Below are 18,328 nucleotides of genomic sequence, written 5' to 3'. Positions count from 1 at the left end.
TTTTTAAAGCTAATTAGTAACACATTAAGCTATCATGATCAATTATATTTTTGCGGACTATAGTCTGTAGAGACTGGTTTTAAAAATATGTATTGTTGCTGCATCAAACTGGAGGAGAAAATTGACTATTGAAAAAATGTTTGGCCAAGTGCTTAAAAAATTTAGAACATCAAATAAGTTGTCTCAAGAAAAATTATCTCAAGAGTGTGGCCTAGATCGAAGTTATATTTCACTTCTTGAAAGAGGACTAAGGCAGCCTTCTTTAACCACAATATTAATACTCGCCAAGGTTTTAAACACAACTGCTTCCAACATGGTTCATGATGTCGAGGAGATTATAAGTGAAGATAATCAAAACTGAATATTTGATAAAAAAAGGTGCTTTTTCCAGCTCAAAAGAATTTGAAAACATACTATCTGAAACATATGATGCCATTCAATCCATCACTTGGCCTGACGGTAGTGACAATTTTACATTATTTCCTAAAAAGAAAGCCAACGGTGTCGTCCCTATAAAAAAGAATTTTATTAAATACCTTGAAGATAAAGGCTGGAAAAGTGAATATAGGATGAAAATTGCATCTCGTTTAAGACCGGGACCAGTGGATGCTGTAAAGTTTCTGCCTGAGAATAGGTGTTTTGCTGTTGAATGGGAAACCGGCAATATTTCTTCAAGCCACAGAGCAATAAATAAAATGGCTATTGGCCTATTAGATGGCATTATTGAAGGTGGTATTTTAATTCTTCCCTCACGAGACATGTATCAATATTTAACTGATCGAGTTGGAAACTTTGCAGAAATTGAACCGTATTTCAATGTATGGAAAAATTTACAAATAATAAAAGGACTGCTTGCTGTCATTGAAATTGAGTACGATTAGCTTTCAGAAGATGTCCCACCGATAAGAAAGGGTACCGATGGTCGAGCCCTTGTATAAATCTGGTGAAATCGATAACGGCCCTAACAAAAATCCAGCCGATGTTATACAGCAAGATACTATTTTGGACTTCCCTGGCGCACAATATCCTTGGCCCTAACAAAAATCCAGCCGATGTTATACAGCAAGGGATGTTTTTTAACCTGTTTACAGAAGGATTTGAACTATCTCCTAACCTGAGTGAGGTATATGAACTTGCACTTGCATATTACGAAAGCAGAATACTGACCAAAAAAGAACTTTTGAAAAGCAGCGCATACTTTGTAAAAGTTGATGGCGTTTTTACAAACCATTTTTATATTTGCACGGGTGATCCTGTTAAAATTCCTGAGTACTCATCATCAAGATTAAAATTATTTTTCATCAACAATCAATTTAGAACCGGATACTCTACTCATGGACTTTTTCCTTATAGGGGCAAATTCCACCCACAAATGATCAAAGCCCTTATAAACATTATGGGGATTAAACATGGTGAAACAATACTTGACCCAATGATGGGATCCGGAACAGTTCCCGTTGAAGCGTCATTGATGGGTATCAATTCAATCGGTATAGATTCAAGCCCTTTCTGTAGATTTATGGCACAAGTCAAATGTGATTCCCTTAATATCAATCCTATATGTTTGAATGATCTTCTTAAAAGGTATGAAAAAAATTTTCTGGCTTTTAATTCGTGTTCCAAGAAATTTAATGATCAAAAAGATGTATTTTTTAAAAATAATTTCTTTCCAGAATCCGTCGATAAAGAAAAAATATTTAATTTGGTATTCTTAGCTTTTCTTGACAGTGAGGGATATGCTCAAAGAAGTAAGCAAAAATCGCATTTGGAACATTTTAAATCTATCCTTGAGCGATATTTTACCGTTGTAAATAAAATACTTGCTGTTGAGAATCATCTTAAACTTGAACCGCTAATACAAATCTCGTACAAGGTGATGCCAGAAAGATTGATCTTGAAAACAATAGTATTGATGGGGTCATTTTTTCTCCACCCTATAGTTTTGCCATCGACTATTTAAAAAACGATGTTTCTCATTTAGGATACTTTGTAAAAGAAATTTCAAAATTGAGCCAAAATATGATCGGGATGAGAGGAAAAACTCTAAAAGAAAAATATCATCTTTATTTAGATGATATGGATAAAGTGATTTCCGAATGCTATCGGATCTTAAAGCCCGAGCGATTTTGCACAATAATTATTGGAACAAATGATAGTCAACTGAGCAAGGCTTTAAAAATTCCCAGAAATGAAGTCTCCGGTTTAAATGAAATCATTAAAAAAATTGGTCTGTCAAAAGGTTTTTCACATGTAAGATCACTTCCAAGACAAATTGTTGGAATGGCGAATACAATGAGACAAGAATATATCGTCATTCTACAAAAAAAGAATGGAGAAAAATAAATTTCTGAAAATTACGGGATCCTTCTGGATTCTTTCAAACCAAGGACTTGATTTTTCAGTTCAAGTATATTTTCTTCAAAGTTATCATAAGATGGTCCATACTCTAAGCAAGAAATATTGTAAGTTCGTTTCCAATGCTCTCGTATTTGTTTTGGAAGTCCTTCTTTTACAACCACATAATGGGGATTCGTTTCACTGCTGGAATTAATGATATTTTCTAATATTAAATTTATATCTGGATCACTTAGACTGTACCCTAAAAAGATTACAGTGTGTGTTAAGAATAAGGCCTCCAGCAGCTTATAGAATTCGGGGTATTTCCTTTTGGAATTGTAATATTGCTCTCCTGTAAAAATTATTGAATTAACATCATCTATACTTCCATGGGCTTTTATGATGACATTCTCTGGAGACTTTATATTAGATACAATTTTTTGTGTATCCTTATGATCACAGATAACAAAACCGTCTTCAGCGCACAGATTGTCATAAATTTTATCAAAATTAGTCATAATTACAATTTTCGAATCAATTTCTTTTATAGCTTGGTGTACCGGAGAAGGTTGAAATTTGGGGCGAGTGAATTCTTTCTTTAAAAAATCAGAATATACCCCTGAATCACAATCTGCATAAATCGTTTGAAGAGCCATTAGGTAATTTTTTTCGGCTATCATTTTATCAACAAAAGTGACTTCACAATTTTTATTCTCCATTAAAGATTTTGCATCTTCTAAAAACTTAGACCATGTTTTAGGTCTTAAGCCTTCGTCATTTTGTGATGTCGCTGAAACACCAGATCCCAAAACTAATAGAGCTCTTTTATATGCCAATTCCTCGATCAAATTTTCAGGCCATGTAATCATTTATTAATACCGATATTAAGGTTGATTTTAGTTGCAATTTTTTTCATCATTGCTAAATATTTTTCTACGCCCGCTTTTTGGCTCCCTCTTAAACCATCTTTATATTCCAAATTAAAAATAGGGACTTTATTCGTTTGTGACAGAGGAACGATACTATAGAGAAAAGGAATATCACCTAATAGCAAATCGTCCTCGGTTAGATTGTTTTTTATGAATTTCTTTAGCTGTTTTACTATTTTTGAAGGCATTTGTGAAATAATCTCATCATATGCTTTGATTGGTCTTCGGCCAGTTGAAAACGTTTTTGTCACATATTGTTGAATAGAAAAACCTATAAATTTTGTAGTTAAGTCTGGCTCGTGATTAATGTAATATTTCCTAATCATTGGTAGATATTCAGCTTGATGTTTTGTTTTTAATGTAGAGAGTCCTGTTTTATAAAGATTTTGCCAATCTTCCATCCAAGAAGAAATATTATCTATTCCAAGAATGCTGAAAATATCCGCTCCCATGGGAGTAATAAAATAATCTGAATTTAACAATACAGTTCTATTTAGTGCCCCCAAGGAAGGTCCAAGATCAATGAATAAAAAATCATAAGAGTCGCTATATTTGTTCTTAATAAAATTTAACCAGTTGCTTTTTCGAAAACCTCCAAGATCTCCTGCAGAACATTTATTCCAAGCATCACTAAAAATATCTTCTATGGAAGATAGTTTAGGGTGTCCTGGGATGAGGTCAAAACAATAACGAGAATCTGATTGATTAATAGAAATATTTCCTTCTTTTATGTTTGAATCTCCAGCAACAATATCCTCGAAAAAATAATAAATTGAATGTCGAATACTATTAGGGCCATATATTTCAAGCCACTTATCTTCGGCTAATATACTTTGTGTCGAGTTCGCTTGGGGATCCAAATCCAAGAACAGAATTCTTTTTTCCAAATATGTCTTATAATAAGAAGCAAGATTAACCGCTAAAGTTGTTTTTCCAACTCCCCCTTTATTATTGAAAAAGGTAATAATTTCCATTTGTATATTCTCCTCGTATAAAGGTTTTTAAACCAGGCTTGAAAATGGCGACAGACATCTTCAACACCTTTATAATTGTGGTTTGATTTTAAGCATTTCATTTTTTAGCTTTTTTAAAAAAACAAGTAATTGAATGTGCCCTGTTCTCTTGTTTGATATGACATATAGTCGCATATCATGAAGAAACTATTGATAACCTGAACGGTTATCACCTTCATATCCGCTGAATTCCATATCTGCATTACCAGTATTTTGAAATAGTGTAAAGAGATTCCAAATTTCTTGAATAACTGCCAGGGGCAGACCTGGTCTTTCGCTCAGATTTGCCCACAACAAAACATGAAAGTCACTGTTTGGGTTTTTGAAAACTTTCATATAAACGGCCATGGCAGATCAGTTTGCCACAACAAATAATGAAAGAGTAATGCCAAGGTGGGCACTAATAGTATAATCATAAACAGTCAAGATTTTTAAAATGGGCGGGAACGGAAAAAGTGGTGCGGAGTGATTCTGCATTTGCCAGGTTGACAGCTCATATAGCATAGAGTATGAAATCTATTCAATTAAAAGACAAATCAGGCTTAAGGAGCGCCTTACTGATGACACAAGAGCCTAAAATACAACCAAGACAGATTATTGATACGATCAACCATCTGCTGGATAACAAGATAAAAAAAATCAGTGTCCTCGTCCGCCATTCTGACAGGATGTTCACTGAAGATGCAAACCTGGAACCCTTTATGACATTAACGGATGAGGGTAAAAAAAATGCGTTTGAGTTCGGTGCCGACCTCCGATCAGCGCCCCTGCCAAGATTATATTCCAGTTTTCTGGGGCGCTGTATTGAAACTGCTTACTTGATTGATAAGGGTTTTACAAAAACACATAACCAGACCCTTGACCACAATTGCACCAATGAGATGCTTACACCGTTTTATGTCATTGATATGGACGAAACCGTTCACCGGGTTAAGAAACAAGGCAATGCCCTTTTTTTGAGAAACTGGTTTGATAAGCTAATTGACGAGAGGATCATGGAAAACCCGGAAAAAACCGCGAACCGTTTAAGTGAATTTATGATTGAACAGATAAAAAAATCTGATGAGAACCGGATAGCTGTCTGTGTTTCCCATGACTGGAATATTTATGTGTTAAAAGAGTTTAAATTGGGACTCAAACATGAAACCTCAGGAGATGTAGACTTCCTTGACGGGGTCGTATTTTTTGAAAAAGAAAATCAATACTATATTATAAATCACCAGGCAGGCCCGGTATTATTATAACAAAATCAAAGGAACTCATTTTGGAAAAAACAAAAATCACAATTGTATGCGAAAACAGAGCCAGTGAAAAAATGGGCATCATGGGTGAACATGGATTTTGTGCCCTCATAGAAAAAAACAAAGAACAAATTTTGCTGGATACCGGCCAGGGCTTATGTTTAAAAGCCAATGCCCATGTTCTTGACATTGACCTGGCCGGCATAAGGAAGATCGTCCTGAGCCATGGCCACTTTGACCATACCGGAGGACTTGCCGATTTAATGCCTCGAAACGAAAAAACAGAAGTCTGGGCACATCCGGATATTTTTTCTCCAAAATATGTTCAAAGGGGAGTTGAAGACAAGGACAAAGAGTCGTTTATAGGCATTCGATTCAGCCAGGAGCAACTTGAAGCTGACATGAATGCTCAATTTCATTTTAAAAAAGAGTTTTCAGCCATATCAGATGATATCTTTTTTTCCGGTGAAATACCAAGAAAGACAAACTTTGAAGGCAGCGACACCCGTCTGCTGGTCAAGCAGGGGCAATCCTTTATCCCTGACCCGTTACTGGATGATGCATCTCTTTTGATTGAAACAGCATCAGGACCTGTAATCCTTGCAGGATGTGCCCATTCAGGCATCGTGAACGTCATGAACCATTTTTCCCAGAAAACCGGGTATACATCCTTTCATGCGGTTATCGGCGGAACCCACCTGGGATTTTTAAACTCCGATCAACAGCTTGAAAAAACAATGGATGCATTTGAACACTACAACCTCAAACTGATTGCCGTTTCCCACTGCACGGGCAATGAGGCTGCAGCCGCCTGCCACAACCGCTTCAAGAACCGGTTTGCATTTGCCAATGCAGGATGGAGTATGGAGTTTTAACCGCACTTCATATTTATATGAAACTCTTTGTAAAACAAAGAGATACCTTCATGCTTTGTTATGGGCAAACCAGGATGAAATACCAGGTCTGCCCGTGGCAGTTATTATGAATAAAACTTCTGGATATCGACACAGGTATCCGATGCTTTAATACCCGAAAAGCGATGTGGGTTGCAGATAAAAAAATCCCATCAGCATTATCCTGACGGCAGACTCTGACGAATGGTCTTCAGCAGTCTGCAGACCTGAGCCGTTTTTTCAGGGTCAAGATCCGGCAATGCCCTTTCAATGATTTCATTTTCTTTTTGCCGGGCCGCCTGAAAGGCTGTCCGGCCCGGATCAGTCAACACCGCCAATTTTGAACGTTTGTGGCGGGGATTGTCTATAAATTGCAAAAAGCCCCGGGAGGACAATTGATTGCAGACTGTTTGAACAAACTGACGGGAAACACCCAGCCGGTCTGCAATATCAGGAACAGTTACCGGCCCGGTATGAGTAAGTACCAGAATAACCTTATGCTGGGATGTGGCAAGCCCGGCCTGCTCATGTACCTTATCCATAATGCCGAACAAGACGTCATGCAGCGCAAAGACTTCCAAAAACAGATTATGAATAATTTTCCCTGGTTTAATTTCAGAAACGTGAGATGTCATGACTATATCCACCGCCTCACTTTCCGACAGTATTGTATGTACTCTTCACCAAAAGTTCTTTCCATATAAGCTTCCTCATGTGGAATGACATAGTATGATAAATATAAAAACAAAGGCAGATAAGCGGCCAATATCCATAAACTTCCTGCGGCCAAGCCGATGCCGATAAAAAAGATAGAACCACCCAAATACATGGGGTTGCGAGTAAATCGATATGTGCCCTGAACAACAAGTTCAGTGGCGGGAAGATTAGTGCTTACGTTGGTTCCGGTTTTTTTGAACTTTTCATGGCCTATGTACATGAAAATAAAACCACCGATGCCAATAAAAATTCCGGTCATAAGGTTCGCAGACGCCAAAAGGATATCGATATTGTGAGGATATATAAATTCAAGAACACCGCCCGCCAAAAGGCAAATAAAAAACACGGTCGGGGGCATCAGGTTTACGTTGGGGGAATCTTCATTCAGAGTCTTGGAACAGGTCTTTTCTAAACTCATTTTAATTTCCTTTCAATATTTTATCTGTTTAATCTACTCAACCATAAACTATGACAATTTTTTTGTCAAGTTGACAAGTAGATTGTCAATTAAAACCAATTCACCCTGTTTTCCCAGACCATTCAGCGTCAAGAATCTGCTGAAATAAATTTGAAACTATTTTTATATATTGACATTTTCAATCCAAAAATGCTAGTAGAAAATCAACCTTCAGCTATGAAAGCTGTTATTGCACAGATATAAAATTTAATTTTTTTTCATTAATAAAACCATGAAGGTTAATAGATTAAATGATCTTTATGGTTTCTTTATTTGGAGATAAATTGTGATAACAGTAAGTTCATTGAATCAAAACAGATCTATTTTATTCAAACTCTTATCGTCTAATAAAAAAATTGTTCTAATATTGATTTTTCTTGGAATCCTTGTTTTGACATCCTTATTTGCAATTACCTGTGGAAATTTTAATATCGAATTTTCAGATATTTTTTCAGTTATTGCAGCTAATATATCGCCCTTTACAGATATTGAATCTGTAAATCGTCTGCATAATACAATCATATGGAAAATAAGACTGCCCAGAATCATTCTGGCAATAAATGTCGGTATTGCACTTTCCATTTCAGGTGCAGTATTTCAAGGATGTTTTAAAAACCCCCTGGTTGAACCCTATATTCTCGGTATTTCTTCAGGTGCTGCATTTGGTGCGGCATTGGGAATTTTATTTCCAAGTTTTTTTCTTTCAGTACAGGCTTTGGCTTTTTGTTTTGCGTTTATTGCCGTTGCAGCTGCATATTTTCTTGCACACACACGGGGTGAAACGCCCATAATAATGCTGATACTTGCCGGGATCATAATCGGATCAATATTTTCGGCATTTGTAGGCATAATAAAATATCTTGCCCAGGATTCAGCTTTAAGGGAAATTGTTTTCTGGTTAATGGGTGGCTTTTATTATGCAAACTGGGATGATGTCATTTTAATCTCTCCGATTATTTTTGTTTCGTTTTCAATTATCTGGCTCCACAGCTGGAAGCTGAATATTTTATCCATGGGTGATGACGAAGCAAAAGCTCTTGGCGTCAGTCCGGAAAAATTTAAATTTCTGTTTATAATCCTTGCCACTCTCTCAACTGCGGTTGCAGTTTCCTGCGTTGGCATTATCGCATGGGTCGGACTTATGATGCCCCATGCAACAAGAATGGTTATGGGCCCGGACCATCGTTTTCTTATCCCGGTGTCGGCAATATTCGGGGCAATTTACCTGATTATTTGCGACACCATAGCACGAACCCTTGTCAATGCAGAGATACCCATCGGTATCATAACATCAATTCTTGGAGCGCCTTATCTTTTTTATCTCATAAGATCAAGAGGCGCATCCGCATTTGGAGGTTAACATGCTTCAGGTTAATAATCTGGATTTCACTTATCCACACCTGAATGAAACAATATTAAAGGATATCTCTTTTACCGTTAAAGAAGGGTCTTTATGTGGTTTGTTCGGCCCGAACGGGTGCGGCAAATCTACTCTTTTCAAATGCTGCCTTAATCTTCTTAAAATAAAAAAAGGAGAGATCCGAATGGATAACCATAATATTAAAAACCTGAAAATCAAAGATATGGCCAAAGTCGTAGCCTATGTCCCTCAGGAACATAAACCGCCTTTTCCATACCTTGTAAAAGAGGTGGTGCTTATGGGAAGAACTCCTCATCTGAAGGGCTTTTTCGGTACTGGAAAAAAAGATATACAAAAAACCGAAGAGGCCCTTGAACTGCTTGAAATAAGCCATCTTTCAAAAAAAACATATAATCAGCTTTCCGGGGGGCAACGTCAAATGGTTCTCATGGCAAGGGCAATCGCACAGGAAACAAAAATCATGTTTCTTGACGAACCCACTTCAGCCCTTGATTTCTCCAACCAGTTAAAAATCTGGAAAATCATGAAAAAAATAACAGACAGGGGTGTAACAATTCTTGCCTGCAGTCATGACCCGAATCATGTGTCCTGGTTTTGCGATAAAGTGGTTGTTGTAAACAATAAAAGCATTGTTAATCAAGGGTCTCCCGAAGATGTAATTACACAGGCAACTCTTGATTTTATTTATGAAGATATGTGCGATGTAAAAAAAATAAATAATACCCGTGTTATTTTTCCAAGCGATCTGAAATGCTTTGAAAAAAATTTAGCAGATGAGTCGTTCATGAAGTTGGCAAATTAAAAATATGCTGGCAAATCAAACACATCAAATATCAGAAACAGGAATCACAATTTATGTTCCAAAAGTTTAATCTGGCTATTTTCATATTAATCGCATTGTTTCAATCTTCTTGTTTTGCTTCAACGACAAGAACAATAATCGACAGCCGGGGAGTTGAAGTAAAAATCCCCGTAAATATTCAAAGAGTCGCAACAATAAGTGACGGCCTAGTAGAGGGAATAATGACAGTGTTCGGTGTTCAGGACAAACTTGTTGCTGTCGGTTCATCCTGTATTCAAAGAAATTTTCAATACACCTTTCCCAGTGTTGACGGCACAGAGCATACATATGACGATGGTATGAACCCTGTGTTTTACCTGAATCCATGGATAAACAATCTGCCGTGCATCAGCCAATCAAGCAGTCCTATAAACTATGAAGTACTTGTAAAAACAAATCCCGATGTTGTTCTTGCCAGAATAGGTTCCTGCACTTTAAGACATATTGATGATGAAAACGCTCAAAAATCAATTGAAATGCTTGAGTCAATCGGTATCCCCGTGATAGTGCTTTATGGTACAACCTGCCATGAAAAACCTTCCGTATCGGGAATTTCCAATGAAATATCAATCATCGGAAACGTATTTAACAACCCCAAAAAGACAAAAGAATTATCTGACTATCTTGAAGCCCAGATACAATTCATTAAAGACAGAACAAACGGGATCAAAGAATCAGACAAAGAAAACACCATCATATTCGGCCTGTCCCCCAGAGCCAGGAAAAACGGGGGTGCAGGACAAATCTTCGGCCTTGACACCATAGAATCCTTTTTTATTGAAACCATTGCAAATGCCAAAAATGCGTACAGGGAATCAGGATATTTCAGAACAATAAATACGGAACAAATTCTCAAGATAGATCCGGATGTTATTGTGTTGTGTACGGCTTATGGATATCATCCGCCAAAAGAGCTTTACAACGCCCCTTATTATCAAAATCTTCAGGATTTAAAAGCGGTAAGAAACAAAAGAATCGCGGCGCTGCCATGGTCACCGTGCAATTGCTCCAAACGCCTTGAATATCCCATTGATGCAATGGTTATCGCAACGGCGTCATACCCTGATATATTCAAGGACATCACTCTTGCGGACTGGCTCCTTGACTTCTACAAAAATGTGTATGGCGTTGACAACGAGACTGCAAAAAAATTACGGTCGGTTCAATGGATGGACTGGACTTTGGAAGAGATAAAATAGATCCTCAATCCAAGTGCCTGTAAAATCATAGTCCTGATATAAGTTTGCCGGAAGCCATAGCCAGATGCATGTATGTCATACCACATATCTTTTAGTTCTTTAAATTTTTTTTAAAATTGTGTATGAACGATCAGGTTGCTCCGGCTTCTTCAGCAAATTTAGTATAGACAAACTCCTCTAAATTTATTTTTTCATGAATTGAACCCATCTCTTTTGTAATATAATCCTGAATTTTTTCGAAATCTTCCAGTTGTGGCATAAGGTTATCTGTTGTAATGCGATCCGCCGGAGAAGTAAGCACTCTTTCAATAACATCTATGTCCTGATTAAGAAAAAACACACCTATCCTTGCAGCTTCTTTTATATTATTTTTAATAAATTTTCCGGATTTTACAAGACTATTGGTCAGTTCCTGGACAGCATCCGGAAAATAACGAATGATATCTGTTTTTATAACCAAGACACAACAGGGATGATCCGGCCAAATATTTTTTGACAATTCAAATTCATCACCAAGCCCTGCTTTTATCACATTAGAACCAAAAGGCTCTGCAACCAAAAAGCCGCCGATTTTCCCCTGTTTATCGATCTCCATATAAGTAGGTATTTTTGATGGGGCAACTGTTTGTACTTCAACATCTTTACCAATACCCATTCCCATATTGTTATCTTTTAACAATTTGTGCAAAAGCATATTGTGAATTGATAAATGAAAGGGGATCAGAACATCTTTGCCTTTAAAGTCATTAATATTATTTATATTTGCACTTTTATTGGTAATTAAAACACTCCCATTTTTATGACCAAGGAGTATTAATCTTATATCTTCCCCCTTTCTAAAATGATCCATTGCTAATGGAGCCAGCATAAAGGCGGCATTAATATCCCCACGTGAAAAAGCTATACTGAGGGTTCCCCAATCAACAAAAGAACGAGTCTCTATATTTGAATATTTAAATATTTCATCTCTTTTTAATATTTTTCTTTCTGTAACACCTAGAATAAGATGGTCGGTAATATTCAAATAACCGATTTTTATATTTGGTTTATTATTCATTAGCTCCTCAATGTAATCATTTTTAATAAAAAAATATTTTATCCGATTCATTTAGCAAGCAAATACGGGAATTTGTCAATTACTTTCTAAATTTTATCAGTAATTCAGACCTGCATTTAATAAATGTTAACTGAATTTGATGCTGGACTTCATAGATATAGCCCGCACCATAAAATCTTTAAGATACCGATGCAAATCAAAACCGGTTTCCGTTAAAAATTGAAGCCAAGATAATGCAAGTAGTTTTGAGTGTTAGCTAATCGCCTTGCCTCTCTTGCCACCAAGAATCAAAACCAAAGAACAAATTACATTTCCGATGTTTTAACCTTTTCCTTTACGCTTTTTTAACAACAGAACATTTAAGGTACATGGCACCGAAACCTGCAATCTTACAGGAAATATCGTGGCCATTTACAGATTCATAAAGGAGTTTGATGTTTTTGACCTTCGTACCAAATTTAATTGTGTCCTTCCCGGCCTTAAGATCTTTGATGGTGGTGACTGTATCTCCATCCTGCAAAGGATTGCCATTGGCATCGAGGAATCGTGGCGCATCTTCCGAGGGCTTATCAGAAGCCTGATCAGATGTCCACTCGTGAGTACATTCAGGACATATCCACAGGAGTCCATCGGGATAGGCATAAGGTGAATTACATTTGGGACATGTATTTTCTTCAACTGACATAGCAAAATTCCTATTTGATTGTATAAACTTATTTAAAATATTTTTCTCATACAGTGAAACACTTATCACGATAAAAGACAAATGAAGACTTCATTACTTGTATTTACAGTGAGAGTCAAGTAGTTAAAGGAATAGAAGCTTGCTTTTTGTTTGTCAAAGTCACGAATATTACCGATCCCCCCTGATATAAGTCAAGACAAGAATAAAGGCTTGAAAAATTCGTATTCCAATTAGTTTATGAATTCCAAAGTTCTCAATGGGTAATAACAGTGACAGAGGAGCGTTATGAATTTAAAATAACAATGAGCCAGTCTAACCGGCTCAAGGATAATTATCCTGATGGAAATTGTCAGGAGATATTCAAAATATTAATGATACCATTTGTAATCTTGCTTTTATTTTTTTGATGTCGGACAAACCGAAAAGGAAGGCCAGAAAAAATCCAGACTACTGTCTATACTAAAGGAATCCCCGGCATACAAAAACCGTGTGTTTGAAATGTTATAATCCTTGTGATCTTAATGAAAAAAGTTCTTTATGGCCTGTTAATATCCCATCCATAAGCGAACAGGTTCCGTGACTCTGAATCAAACATTCTTGAAGATTTGTTTCCTGCGTGAACAACCACCTTAAAAGAGCATGATAAACACTGAAAATCATACCTTCTGCGCCCTGGTATTCCTGCCTTACTTTTGACAAAATCAAACCTTCTGCTGTGAATAAACTCATTTGGGTATCATCAGTGAAGTTGCCAAGCCTGCCATATGCTTGAGAATAATTTGTCAATCCATCATGCCCGAAGATGGATTTTATCTGATCAATCGACATGAATTCAATTGATGCGCCCATTGCATCTCCGATTGCACCGCCCATCAGACAACCTTTATAATGCTCAATTGTTCGTTTTTTGTTCATTTTTATCTTATTATCTCCCATGGTATGAGTCTGGTGAATAAATATTTACAGATATTGCCTCTGAATTCAATACCTGATTTTCTCTTGACAAGAATCGCTGCATATTTTAAATCAGCATCTGTTTGAAGTATGGAGATTGTTTATAGCCGGATCAGGAAGATCTTACACTCTTTGCTTCGAATTTGTATCATTTGATCTGTATAACTTGAATTGACAAATAAAAGCCACGAAGGCTTGTTTCCTTTAAGGGAACAGTTCTTCGTGGTTTTTTTTTGTGTATAGTGGACCCCGAAAACTGGACAATGTGTTAAGATAAAATATAACAGTCCAGAAACCAGAAAGAGGTTCATTTTGAAACGGAAAAACCACAGTAATAAATTAAAAAGCAAAGTTGCATTGGCAGCTATAAAAGGGAACCAAACTGTCAATGAAATTGCCTCTGAGTTCGGTATTCATACAAGCCTTGTAAATCGATGGAAAAAGGAAGCAATAGAAGCCCTTCCATTGGTATTTGGCAATAGCCAGGCAAAACAAACCAAAGAAACCGAGATTGAAAGAGACCGTCTTTATCAAAAGGTTGGCCAACTCCAGGTAGAACTGGATTGGTTAAAAAAAAACACCGGACACCTTTAATGAGCATTGAAGAGAAAAAACAACGTATCCAGCCCAATCACTCGAAAGTCAGTATTCAAAGGCAATGTGAACTGATAGGGCTCACTCGTTCCAGCTATTATCGTGAGAACTTGGCAGGACAGGAAACGCCTGAAAATCTTGAGCTAATGAAACTCATTGACATTGAATATACTGATCATCCGTTCTATGGTACCCGCCAAATGCGCAATATTATGAGACGCAAAGGATATAAGATTAACCGAAAACGGGTTCAGCGATTGATGCGGAAAATGGGAATTCAATCCATTGCACCGAAGCCGAATACCAGCAAGGCTCATCCTCAAAATAAAGTGTATCCATATCTTTTGAGAAATTTTGATGTAATCAGGTCAAATCAGGTGTGGTGTACGGATATAACATATATCCCACTTTCTGGTGGTTTCGTTTATTTGACGGCGGTCATGGACTGGCATAGTCGTTATGTCCTCTCTTGGGAACTTTCTATAACCATGGACAAGGAATTTTGTATATCCTCTCTGGAAAGGGCACTGCGATGTCATGGGACCCCCTATATATTCAACACGGATCAAGGATCTCAATACACAAGTCACGAGTTTACAAAAGTATTAAAAGATAAGGACATTAAAATCAGTATGGATGGAAAAGGTCGGTATCTGGACAATATTTTTATAGAACGTCTATGGCGCAGTGTGAAGTATGAAGAAATTTATGTAAACGAATTTCAATCCGTTGAGCAGCTGCGCAAGTCCCTGAAGAAATACTTTGAGTTTTACAACCATGACCGACCTCATCAGAGCTTTAACGGATAAACACCAGCTGAAATCTATTATGGTAAAAATCAGTTGAGATCGGTGGGATGATAAAAACAATTATCCAAAAACCCGCTCCAGCGGAAGCCAACCCCTTCCGACGAGCAGATTTTGTGGTGCCCATTCTCAGGGCCTGGTTTCCACTTCCGCTAGTTGGCAAGGCAAATCTGAGCGATGGTCCCCCTGACACAGGATTATGAACGTTTTTACAAATGGAAAATGACGCTTAATTTTTATGGAAAACTGTCTTGACATTGGGGTCCACTATAGTGTGAGTTTGTGTAAATTTATATTTAAAAGGGATGGGAAGACAGCCGATCCGGACCAGGGTTCAAAGCCGTCTTCCCATATTTTCGGCAAAAGCTTCCGCCGAAAATGAATTATAGCAACCATGATTCATAAAATCAAAAATTTATCAGGAAGCTTCTGCCTGTCAATATTTTATTTATTGTTAAAAAAGCAAGGAGAGAGACTGAAAAATGAAAAAACTGATCAGCATATTAATACTTGTTATCTTAAGCATAGTAATTGCAGCGCCGGGATGGACGACTGTGGAGGGGGACCGGGCAACCAGACTTGATACTGTTGTTGTTACCGCAAACAAATATGAAACTTTGGTAAAAGATATTCCAGCTTCCATAACCATCATAGACTCGGATCAGATCAAGGCTCACAATTTGCCCAATGGAGACATTGGAGATATATTACGTTCCATTCCAGGGATAACACTCAGGCGGGCATATGCTCCATTTCCCTCATACCCCAACATAAGGGGACTTGGAAGCGATGCAACCGCCGTTCTTGTAAACGGCATCCCCACAAACTGGGAAATCACCCAGGCAATTCCCCCGGGAAATATTCAACGAGTTGAAATCATACGAGGTCCTGCATCAGCCCTGTACGGTGCCAATGTAAGCGGCGGTGTTATAAATATAATTCTTAAGGAGGGAAAAAAAGAAAAAAGCGGCAGCCTCGGACTTGGGTATGGCAGGTTTGATACCCGGAATTTAAAGGGCGATGCACAAGGAGGATTTAACAAGTTCAAATATGCCCTTGCCGCATCTTACGAAGAGTCCGACGGCAGCAATATCGTTAAAAACCAGGTAAATCAAAGTGTTACAATGATAGATGACTGCGATTATGACAAAAAAACATTTTCCCTGAACACAGCCTATGATATAAACAAAGACTCCAAGATATCCTTATTGTATAATTTTTTCAAAGACCGGTACACAAGGGGACGGCCCCATGTGGGAGGTGACTGGGACAGGCATTTCACAGCACTTGCCTGGGATCATAATATTTCAAACCATATTTCTTTCAAGGCATATGCAGGGCTTCGCTATGATGATCTTTTGCATTTGTATGATAACGGAGGAACAAACTATGATCCCAATCAAAAAAGATATACGGATTATTATGAAACTCCCATGGAATTGCGCGTTACTGCGGATGCGGGAAGCAAAAACAAAGTTACCGGTGGTTTCTATTACAATCAACAGGAAACAGAACAGGAATACCGTACCTGGCTCACCAATAATCTATCACAAGTAAATGAGTATAAGGTCAGAACCCTTGCCGGGTATATCCAGGATGTTTTCAAGCCTGTTGAAGCCATGACGATAACAGCCGGGCTTCGCTATGACCACTGGAAAAATTATGATAATTATTTCAGTAATTTTATCGATTCCAACCCTGTAGATCGAACAGATGACAACTGGAGTCCCAGCTTTGGAATCAGATATAATTTTTCCAATGCCTTATCAGTCTGGAGCAACTAAGGCATGGGATTTAAACCGCCAACATCCAGTCAACTCTATGACGACAGGACTTCAGGTGGAAATCCCCGGCAACCCAATCCTGATCTTAAATCGGAAAATACACACTCATGGGAACTGGGGCTTGAAAAATGGTTTGGGAATTCTTTTCAGTCCAATATTTCAGGCTTTTACACCTATACGGATGATAAAATTTTATCCTGGTTTGATTCAAATAATGTCTGGGTAAACAAGAATATAGGACGATCAAAATCCTATGGAACCGAACTTACCATGGCATGGTATCTTTCGGACAACTGGACACTGGATGTAAACTACACATATAATATTGCAACAATTGATAAAAATCCTGCAAACCCTTCACAGGAAGGCAATTATCTTCCCTTCAGCCCAAGACACAAAGCAAACATTGGTATAAATTACAAAAAACAGGATAATTACACGATTGGTCTGTTTGTAAGATATCTCAGCGACCAGTACACAAATGACAATAATACCAGGTATAATTCAGCTACTGTGGATCTGATGATGGACGAGTCATTTGTGGTTGACATAAAAGCCACTAAACACTTTCAAGTTTCCTGGGGATGTGTGAACATGGTGGACGTATCCATGAACATTGATAATCTTTTTGATGAAAATTATCGTGCCTACTATATGTATGAAGATCCCGGCACTGTTTGTTCTGCAGAAATAAATTTTAAATTTTAATGCATTATAAAACAAAGCCGCTTTTATGAAGCGGCTTTGTTTACTTTAATTGTTGAAATTGCCCCAGCGAAATGCCAAGCAAGAACTCTGATGATATCTTTGGGTGCTTTTCAAGTAAACACCGCCATTCAAAATAATTTGACAGATACTTTGTTGCAACAACATAAAACCGTTTCATCCAGACGTAAACCTTTTGTGATAGGCATTGACATTTTGGAGGTGGAAAGCGCACTTAACTATTTTTTAATCGGCTCGGAGAAAGTCACCTCCTTTCGCCCACAGAACCTTGCGTACGGGGCCTTACACGGTTCCTCATATCAGGACATCTAAACTGAAAGCTTTCCATTCATTATGTAATCAAAAGGAGCTTTACAATTGTTGCAATTTTAAAAAAAAATCACAAAACGCAAAAAGCCCTGACCATTGCAATAATGATCAGGGCTTTTTAAAGAATAATCCGGCGGCGTTCTACTCTCCCACACAGTCTCCCATGCAGTACCATCGACGCTAAAGAGCTTAACTTCCGTGTTCGAGATGGGTACGGGTGTGACCTCTTTGCCATAGCCACCGGATTAAGATGGCTGGATCCCGGACGTTTGAATATTTTTTAATGGGGTTACATGTCCGATAAATCCTTAAATTTATAATAAGTTGCAGTAAATTTTAATATGTTTGCATTAAAGCGTTCAAAGTTATCTGTGGAAAAAGTGGCTAAGCCTCACGACCTATTAG

The 18,328-nt window shown here is 37.6% G+C and carries 17 protein-coding genes, 1 rRNA gene and 2 pseudogenes; 11 read left to right on the top strand and 9 right to left on the bottom strand.

The features are described 5' to 3' along the window. Positions 1-121: 121 nt before the first annotated feature. From BLT94_RS20445 to BLT94_RS20430, 4 genes are all read left to right on the top strand, one after another. Positions 122-361, top strand: coding sequence for a helix-turn-helix domain-containing protein (locus BLT94_RS20445; protein ID WP_245743202.1), 240 nt, complete (start codon positions 122-124; stop codon positions 359-361). After that, positions 342-881 (top strand): PDDEXK family nuclease, encoded by a 540-nt coding sequence (locus BLT94_RS20440; protein ID WP_092238359.1) that lies wholly within the window; start codon positions 342-344, stop codon positions 879-881. Before BLT94_RS20445 ends, BLT94_RS20440 begins: the two co-directional genes overlap by 20 nt. A 62-nt stretch (positions 882-943) precedes the next feature. Further along, positions 944-1,960, top strand: coding sequence for a TRM11 family SAM-dependent methyltransferase (locus BLT94_RS20435; RefSeq protein WP_139169089.1), 1,017 nt, complete (start codon positions 944-946; stop codon positions 1,958-1,960). Continuing rightward, positions 1,888-2,343 carry a DNA methyltransferase gene (locus BLT94_RS20430; protein WP_092238353.1) on the top strand — a complete coding sequence of 152 codons (456 nt, stop codon included), beginning with the start codon at positions 1,888-1,890 and terminating at the stop codon, positions 2,341-2,343. The genes BLT94_RS20435 and BLT94_RS20430 overlap by 73 nt, the downstream gene beginning before the upstream one ends. An 11-nt stretch (positions 2,344-2,354) precedes the next feature. Here the strand turns inward: BLT94_RS20430 and BLT94_RS20425 are convergent, their stop codons facing one another. The 3 genes from BLT94_RS20425 to BLT94_RS20415 all read right to left on the bottom strand — a co-directional run bounded on the left by BLT94_RS20425 (position 2,355) and on the right by BLT94_RS20415 (position 4,627). Next, a complete protein-coding gene (locus tag BLT94_RS20425; protein ID WP_092238350.1) occupies positions 2,355-3,206 on the bottom strand; it encodes an SIR2 family protein in 852 nt (283 codons plus the stop codon). Continuing rightward, positions 3,203-4,240 (bottom strand): ParA family protein, encoded by a 1,038-nt coding sequence (locus tag BLT94_RS20420; RefSeq protein WP_092238345.1) that lies wholly within the window; start codon positions 4,238-4,240, stop codon positions 3,203-3,205. The genes BLT94_RS20425 and BLT94_RS20420 overlap by 4 nt, the downstream gene beginning before the upstream one ends. A gap of 186 nt (positions 4,241-4,426) precedes the next feature. Then, the gene (locus BLT94_RS20415; RefSeq protein ID WP_092238342.1) at positions 4,427-4,627 is read right to left on the bottom strand and encodes a hypothetical protein; all 201 of its coding nucleotides are present in this window, start codon (positions 4,625-4,627) and stop codon (positions 4,427-4,429) included. A gap of 212 nt (positions 4,628-4,839) precedes the next feature. Between BLT94_RS20415 and BLT94_RS20410 the strand changes: the two genes are divergently transcribed. Then, on the top strand, positions 4,840-5,523 hold the full coding sequence (locus BLT94_RS20410) for a histidine phosphatase family protein (protein ID WP_092238339.1): 684 nt from the start codon (positions 4,840-4,842) through the stop codon (positions 5,521-5,523). A gap of 20 nt (positions 5,524-5,543) precedes the next feature. Then, positions 5,544-6,395 carry an MBL fold metallo-hydrolase gene (locus BLT94_RS20405; protein WP_092238336.1) on the top strand — a complete coding sequence of 284 codons (852 nt, stop codon included), beginning with the start codon at positions 5,544-5,546 and terminating at the stop codon, positions 6,393-6,395. Between the two features lie 197 nt (positions 6,396-6,592). Here the strand turns inward: BLT94_RS20405 and BLT94_RS20400 are convergent, their stop codons facing one another. Then, positions 6,593-7,048 carry a MarR family winged helix-turn-helix transcriptional regulator gene (locus tag BLT94_RS20400; RefSeq protein ID WP_092238332.1) on the bottom strand — a complete coding sequence of 152 codons (456 nt, stop codon included), beginning with the start codon at positions 7,046-7,048 and terminating at the stop codon, positions 6,593-6,595. Between the two features lie 2 nt (positions 7,049-7,050). Then, positions 7,051-7,548 (bottom strand): methyltransferase family protein, encoded by a 498-nt coding sequence (locus tag BLT94_RS20395; RefSeq protein ID WP_092238329.1) that lies wholly within the window; start codon positions 7,546-7,548, stop codon positions 7,051-7,053. A gap of 430 nt (positions 7,549-7,978) precedes the next feature. Here BLT94_RS20395 and BLT94_RS20390 point away from each other — a divergent pair, with 430 nt between their 5' ends. The 3 genes from BLT94_RS20390 to BLT94_RS20380 are packed head-to-tail and all read left to right on the top strand — an operon-like array spanning position 7,979 to position 11,008. Continuing rightward, the gene (locus BLT94_RS20390) at positions 7,979-8,947 is read left to right on the top strand and encodes a FecCD family ABC transporter permease (protein ID WP_245743201.1); all 969 of its coding nucleotides are present in this window, start codon (positions 7,979-7,981) and stop codon (positions 8,945-8,947) included. Between the two features lies 1 nt (position 8,948). Further along, complete coding sequence (locus BLT94_RS20385) at positions 8,949-9,770, top strand: ABC transporter ATP-binding protein (protein WP_092238324.1); 822 nt, start codon at positions 8,949-8,951, stop codon at positions 9,768-9,770. A gap of 53 nt (positions 9,771-9,823) precedes the next feature. Continuing rightward, entirely contained in the window at positions 9,824-11,008 is a 1,185-nt protein-coding gene (locus BLT94_RS20380; RefSeq protein ID WP_092238321.1) for an ABC transporter substrate-binding protein, read from the top strand. Positions 11,009-11,138: 130 nt separating this feature from the next. Here BLT94_RS20380 and BLT94_RS20375 read toward each other — a convergent pair whose 3' ends face one another. The 3 genes from BLT94_RS20375 to BLT94_RS20365 all read right to left on the bottom strand — a co-directional run bounded on the left by BLT94_RS20375 (position 11,139) and on the right by BLT94_RS20365 (position 13,665). Beyond that, on the bottom strand, positions 11,139-12,065 hold the full coding sequence (locus BLT94_RS20375) for an ABC transporter substrate-binding protein (protein ID WP_092238318.1): 927 nt from the start codon (positions 12,063-12,065) through the stop codon (positions 11,139-11,141). A gap of 334 nt (positions 12,066-12,399) precedes the next feature. Beyond that, positions 12,400-12,750: a zinc ribbon domain-containing protein YjdM gene (locus BLT94_RS20370; RefSeq protein WP_092238315.1), complete on the bottom strand. Its 351-nt coding sequence runs from the start codon at positions 12,748-12,750 to the stop codon at positions 12,400-12,402. A 501-nt stretch (positions 12,751-13,251) separates the two neighbouring features. Continuing rightward, a complete protein-coding gene (locus tag BLT94_RS20365) occupies positions 13,252-13,665 on the bottom strand; it encodes an ADP-ribosylglycohydrolase family protein (protein WP_245743200.1) in 414 nt (137 codons plus the stop codon). Positions 13,666-14,013: 348 nt separating this feature from the next. On the opposite strand from BLT94_RS20365, the pseudogene BLT94_RS20360 reads away from it, so the two are divergent. Next, positions 14,014-15,107, top strand: a pseudogene (locus tag BLT94_RS20360) (IS3 family transposase). Between the two features lie 479 nt (positions 15,108-15,586). Continuing rightward, a pseudogene (locus BLT94_RS22430) lies at positions 15,587-17,596 on the top strand (TonB-dependent receptor). A gap of 455 nt (positions 17,597-18,051) precedes the next feature. Here BLT94_RS22430 and rrf read toward each other — a convergent pair. After that, positions 18,052-18,168: ribosomal RNA gene (gene rrf / locus BLT94_RS20340) — 5S ribosomal RNA — on the bottom strand. Between the last annotated feature and the right edge of the window lie 160 nt (positions 18,169-18,328).

It is taken from the genome of Desulfobacula phenolica (assembly GCF_900105645.1).
Classification (GTDB): domain Bacteria; phylum Desulfobacterota; class Desulfobacteria; order Desulfobacterales; family Desulfobacteraceae; genus Desulfobacula; species Desulfobacula toluolica.
Note: the sequence above shows the minus strand (reverse complement) of the source record. Positions and strands in the feature narration are given on the sequence as shown.

Excerpts from the sequence above, each read along its gene's own strand:
- BLT94_RS20420 (WP_092238345.1), bottom strand. The coding sequence starts at position 4,240 with ATGGAAATTATTACCTTTTTCAATAATAAAGGGGGAGTTGGAAAAACA.
- BLT94_RS20400 (WP_092238332.1), bottom strand. The coding sequence starts at position 7,048 with ATGACATCTCACGTTTCTGAAATTAAACCAGGGAAAATTATTCATAAT.
- BLT94_RS20365 (WP_245743200.1), bottom strand. The coding sequence starts at position 13,665 with ATGAACAAAAAACGAACAATTGAGCATTATAAAGGTTGTCTGATGGGC.
- BLT94_RS20380 (WP_092238321.1), top strand. The coding sequence starts at position 9,824 with ATGTTCCAAAAGTTTAATCTGGCTATTTTCATATTAATCGCATTGTTT.
- BLT94_RS20370 (WP_092238315.1), bottom strand. The coding sequence starts at position 12,750 with ATGTCAGTTGAAGAAAATACATGTCCCAAATGTAATTCACCTTATGCC.
- BLT94_RS20375 (WP_092238318.1), bottom strand. The coding sequence starts at position 12,065 with ATGAATAATAAACCAAATATAAAAATCGGTTATTTGAATATTACCGAC.
- BLT94_RS20415 (WP_092238342.1), bottom strand. The coding sequence starts at position 4,627 with ATGGCCGTTTATATGAAAGTTTTCAAAAACCCAAACAGTGACTTTCAT.
- BLT94_RS20425 (WP_092238350.1), bottom strand. The coding sequence starts at position 3,206 with ATGATTACATGGCCTGAAAATTTGATCGAGGAATTGGCATATAAAAGA.
- BLT94_RS20410 (WP_092238339.1), top strand. The coding sequence starts at position 4,840 with ATGACACAAGAGCCTAAAATACAACCAAGACAGATTATTGATACGATC.
- BLT94_RS20385 (WP_092238324.1), top strand. The coding sequence starts at position 8,949 with ATGCTTCAGGTTAATAATCTGGATTTCACTTATCCACACCTGAATGAA.
- BLT94_RS20395 (WP_092238329.1), bottom strand. The coding sequence starts at position 7,548 with ATGAGTTTAGAAAAGACCTGTTCCAAGACTCTGAATGAAGATTCCCCC.